4 protein-coding genes are annotated in these 5,158 nt (G+C 37.6%); all 4 read right to left on the bottom strand.

The genetic code is table 11. The features are described from left to right. Positions 1 to 189: 189 nt before the first annotated feature. Positions 190 to 735 (bottom strand): DJ-1/PfpI family protein, encoded by a 546-nt coding sequence (locus KKD20_00560; GenBank protein MBU4331603.1) that lies wholly within the window; start codon positions 733 to 735, stop codon positions 190 to 192. A 184-nt stretch (positions 736 to 919) separates the two neighbouring features. Continuing rightward, the gene (locus KKD20_00565; GenBank protein MBU4331604.1) at positions 920 to 3,115 is read right to left on the bottom strand and encodes a GAF domain-containing protein; all 2,196 of its coding nucleotides are present in this window, start codon (positions 3,113 to 3,115) and stop codon (positions 920 to 922) included. Between the two features lie 12 nt (positions 3,116 to 3,127). After that, the gene (locus KKD20_00570; GenBank protein ID MBU4331605.1) at positions 3,128 to 4,117 is read right to left on the bottom strand and encodes an NAD-dependent epimerase/dehydratase family protein; all 990 of its coding nucleotides are present in this window, start codon (positions 4,115 to 4,117) and stop codon (positions 3,128 to 3,130) included. A 561-nt stretch (positions 4,118 to 4,678) separates the two neighbouring features. Further along, a partial coding sequence (locus KKD20_00575) for a polysaccharide pyruvyl transferase family protein (GenBank protein MBU4331606.1) occupies positions 4,679 to 5,158 on the bottom strand: 480 nt, incomplete at its 5' end.

Below are 5,158 nucleotides of genomic sequence, written 5' to 3' on the forward strand. Positions count from 1 at the left end.
TAGAAACTAGAAAATAGAAACTAGAAACTAGAAAATAGAAACTAGAAAATAGAAACTAGAAACTAGAAAATAGAAACTAGAAACTAGAAACTAGAAACTAGAAAATAGAAACTAGAAAATAGAAACTAGAAACTAGAAACTAGAAAATAGAAACTAGAAACTAGAAACTAGGGTGACTATTTCTTGTGTCTAGTCTCTATTAACCAAGGCTTTCACAATCTTTTGCCCAAACTCCTCTGCCGCGCCCGGCCCGTTAGCCGTAATAATATTCCCGTCAACAACTACATCCTGCTCCACAAATTCTGCTCCGCCAGCTTGCAGCTGTTTAATAGAATCATCTTCCAAACTCGCGTGCCAAACCGTGGCTTTCTTGCCCTGCAAAACTCCGGCTTTGGCCAGAATCGTTGGCGCAATGCAAATCGCTCCCAAAATCTTATCCTGGTCAATGGCCTCGCTAGCAATCCGACTAGCCTCAGGATCGCCAACATAATTAACAGCTCCGGCGCCGCCAACAAAAATCACCGCGTCAAAATCAGCGGCTGACACATCCTGTAAAACAACATCCACTTGGGCTGTGCCGCCTAATTTGCCTTGGGCTGGCGAGGCCTCGCTGCTAGCCGTGGTCACTTTAGCACCTGCCCCCTCAAAAATTCCTTTAGGTGTACCATACTCAACATCCTGATAATCATGGTGCGCAATGATTATTAAAATTTTTTTGTTAGTTAAATCAGTCATAGGAGTATATAAATTCCTAATTCACCATTGTGAAAATTCACCTAATTGTCTAATTTCTAATTCACCTAATAAAATTTCTAATTCCTAAATTAAAAATTGTGAATTAGAAATTTTATTAGAAATTAGATGAATTAGAAATTAGAAATTTTAAAGTATATCTTTGATGTCCAATCTAACCTAAAAATTATCCAACCGGCAATGAGAACACAAACCTACTCCCCTTAGCCTTCCCTTCGCTCTCGGCCCAAACCTTGCCGCCATGAGCTTCAATCATCTTTTTAGCGATAAAAAGACCCAGGCCGCTGCCGCTGGTGTACACTCGTTCACCCTCATGCGTTCGCTTGAATTTGCTGAACAATGCCGGGATGTCTCCCTTATTGATGCCAATACCGCTATCAGTGACCGAGAAAAATACCTGGCCTGCTTTTTCATGCACCCGCACAATTACTTGGCCTTGAGCCGTATATTTTAGAGAATTATCAACCAAATTGCTCATCACATCAATGAGCTTATCAATATCAATCCTTAAATCAGAAGTCGCTTTCTTGGGTTTAACAAACTCTAATTTTAAGCCCTTGCCTCGGGCTTCATTTTGAAAATTTTCTACAACTTTCCCAGCCACATCTTCCAGTTGGGCAGTTCGCTTGTCAAGTCTTAACCGGCCCGCTTCAATCCGAGAAACATCTAAAAATTGATTGACCAATCTATTTAAACGTTCCGAACTGGCCAAAACCCGGCCCGTAATCTCTTCCTGTTTGGGATCAAGTTTGCCATAATCTCCTTCTATCATCATTGATAAATAACCCTTGAGCGCTGTCAAGGGGGTGCGCAGTTGGTGAGCCGCAATTGATAAAAACTCGGACTTAGCCTCGTCAAGTTGCTGTAAATGAACATTGGCTTGCTTTAGTTCTTTGGTTTGTTGGTCAACCTTTTGCTGGAGGGTCTTGGTAAAATCCTGAACCTCTTCATAAAGCTTCGCTTTTTCCAAAGCCGCGGCCATTTGCTGGCCCAAAACTTCAAACAACTGAATATCTGCGCTGGAAAACATATCACCGGACATTTTAGGGCCAATAGCTATCACAGCAATTAATCCGCCTTCCATCAGCACCGGCACGCACAAAGCGCAATCAAGATTATCAAGCTCTTTTCTAACGCGCTCTAATTTGTTTTTCTTTTCTTGGCTAGCGGCATCCGCCGCCATCCGAACCAGCTCTTCAGTAACAATAATTTTTGATTTTTCTCTTAGATATTTTATCAAATGATTTTTATTGTCCAAAACAACATTAGTCCGGCCGTTAAGATAACTCTCCGGCTTAAAAAATTTGCCGTTCTTGTCCGCCACCAAAACCAGGCCGTTTTTAATTTTTAATTCTTGATTTAAAACCTGCAAAACCGAATCCAAAAGCTCTTCCAGCTCAATCTCCCGAGCCACGACTTCTGACAAATGCTTTAGCACTTCCTGATAATCTATCCGGTCTTTGTAGAAAAGTTTGTCGGTGTATTTGGCTAAAATTTTCTTGATGGGATCAAGTCCCAGGACAACAATAAAAGCAAAAATCAAAGGCACAAATGCTGAACTAATGCCCAACCTCTCCACCAAGACCTGGCCCAAGGTATACATTAAAAAACCGTAAACCCCGCCCACATAAAGAATGAGCAAAGAGTAAGTGATGGAACGAACGACTAATAATCTGACATCCATTAGCCGATATTTAACTATGGCGTAAGCGATTAAACTTAAGCAAGTTATAACAGGCAAATATCCCCAAGGATAAATCTCTATGCCATAGACCGGAACAAAATCAAGAGCCGCTAAAAATACAATTAAAAAAGCTATAGATATATATTTTCTTTGCTGCCGTTCAAGCGAAGAACCGGCTTTTCCTTTTCTAAATCCCCAATATAAGTTAGCTATGGCATACACTACCGCTATCATCCAAATTGCTAAAAATATTGAATATAAATCTTTATTAACATATGTATAATAACCCCAAAAATATCTCCTTACATCTACGAGTAATAAATCAGTTGCAATGCAAAGGAAAGAAAATATAGCGGCAAAAATATAATAAGGAATTATTAAAGATCTCCCTCTTTTAGTTTTTAAAAAAGTAATTGAAAAGTGATACATTGTTGGCGCTAGAAAAGGTACGCCAACATAAACAATCCTTTGCCAAAAATCAGCTACTTCTCTATCACTGCTAATATAAACAAAAAAATAACCAATCTGCCAGACAAAAGCGCTGATGTTCATAAAAAAATAACTTATATTAGTTTCAGATCTCGTATTTCTGATTAATACAAAAATAGCCAAAAACAATAGGAAAAGCGCGGCTATTAAGAGTGGGATTGCGTAGGGATTAAAATAAAAAATTGACATACCTCCTGGGTTTTATAGATAATTATTGTTCTTAAACCAAGTTACTGCTGATTTAAGCGACTCTTTGATAGAAACTTGCGGTGGCCCAAATTCTTGATGAGTTTTTTTGCAATCGCAATAAACCTTATTTTTCATGGTTCTAACACCTTCTTTAGTAAATACCGGCGAAGTTTTAGTAATATGTCTAGCGAAAAGCTCTGACAAATCAGCATAGATTAAAGCAAGGCCGGCCGGAATCTTAACTATTGGTAATTCAGTATCTGATATCTTGGCTAAAATTTTGAAAAAATCCAGTAATGATAAATTCTCATTGCCTAAAATATATCTTTGCCCAACCCGGCCCTTTTCTAGAGCATCAACATGCCACCGAGCAACATCGTGGACATCCACAAAATTTCCTCCGCCTTCAAAATAAGCAAATATCTTTCCTTTTAAAAAATTAAGGATTAAATCCCCTGATGGCGTGGGTCTGGCGTCACCAGGACCTACTACTATAGTAGGATTTACTATAACTATGGGCAACTTATATGAATGATAAAATTTTAAGGCTTCTTGTTCAGCCAAATATTTAGACTTAGTATAATCATGTTTTATCTCTTTTAAATCCCAATAAGAGTTTTCATCTGATTGAGCCTTATTCTCGGGGGGCGAAACAGTAGCAACAGTGCTGGTGTATACTATTTTTTTTATGTTCAATTTCAAAGCAGTTTCCAAAATATTCCTAGTGCCTTTTAAATTTGCTTGGTAAATAGAATCTTTCTGCGGCAGCCAAAGGGAATAAAGAGCGGCTGAATGGATAATAAAGTCACACCCTTGAGCCGCTTTTTCAACTGAAGCCTTATCAGTTATATCACCATAGCAAATATTTATATTAAATTTTTTCAAACTTTCTAAATTACTGGTTCTCCTAACAAAAACCCTAACCTCATATTTTCTAGTTAATAACTCTTGAAGTATTTTTGAACCAATGAATCCAGTGGCTCCGGTTAAAAAGACTGGCATAAGGGTCTTGTTTTAATTATAACCTGCCAAATTGTTAAAATTATTTACCGCATTCGCAGATTCGGATTACGGCTTTATTATACCATAAAATTGAGAGAAAAGAAAAAACCAAGAGAGATTCTTGGTCTGATTAGATAACCAATAAATCAATATAGGAACTTATTAAAAACCCTTATACTCCTAGCATCCAATTAATGTTCATATTGCCGATAATCAGGGCAAATCTGTCATTTAATACGAACATTTTTCAATGGCTCTCTTGGATAATACCACTTCCTTCGGTGAATATCCGTTTATCACATATTCGCTGACAAGTTGGGCGCCTTGACAACAACTTTCTTGGCCATCTGTTCCTCATCCTTTCATTTGTTTGCTTGGCGTTGGAACCTTATAAACTCATTCTTCAATTTATCCCACGAATCCTCCGTGGATATTCTCTCCTCATCACTTAATTCAAAAAAGTTCTTGTTTTGGAATTGAGGAAAATTAGTAATAGAACAAAGCCAAATTCCTTCTTTATAAAACTTGGGATTAAACGATGTAGCAATTTCGCCCCCCCGTTTATTGAGAATATACTAGAGCGCGTTTTTGCAATTGAGGAAGTACTTTTATAAGATGCCTTTCTATATCATTATAATTACCTTTATCTTTATAAAATTCTAACCACGCCGAAAAGTCCATTTGTTTATAATGAGTTCCAAGAACGTCATATGATACTGATAAATTTTTCCTTGTTGCCATAGTTTCAATTGGTATGAAGGGTATGCCAAAACGTATGCTAAATATAATGCCATGAAAAGAACTCGACACTACCAAGAGAGCCTGCTGCAAAAGTTCCTGCAGAGTAGATAGAGACCCTGTGTTTATGGGTTTGTCATGATCAAACTTCCAGAATGATGATGCGAGTATAATTTTTTTCGTACTAAAAGATCTTTTTATTTGTTCAAGCTCGTATCTCACAACATCTCTTCTTCCCCTAAAAACCAAAATCAAATTTTGTCCCTTATGAACAACATTATTTATATCTTGCAAGACAGAACA

Source organism: Patescibacteria group bacterium (assembly GCA_018896645.1).
Lineage (GTDB): Bacteria > Patescibacteriota > Patescibacteriia > UBA2591 > JABMQE01 > JAHIMF01.

Coding starts and splice junctions, on each gene's coding strand:
- KKD20_00560 (MBU4331603.1), bottom strand. CDS start 735: ATGACTGATTTAACTAACAAAAAAATTTTAATAATCATTGCGCACCAT.
- KKD20_00565 (MBU4331604.1), bottom strand. CDS start 3,115: ATGTCAATTTTTTATTTTAATCCCTACGCAATCCCACTCTTAATAGCC.
- KKD20_00570 (MBU4331605.1), bottom strand. CDS start 4,117: ATGCCAGTCTTTTTAACCGGAGCCACTGGATTCATTGGTTCAAAAATA.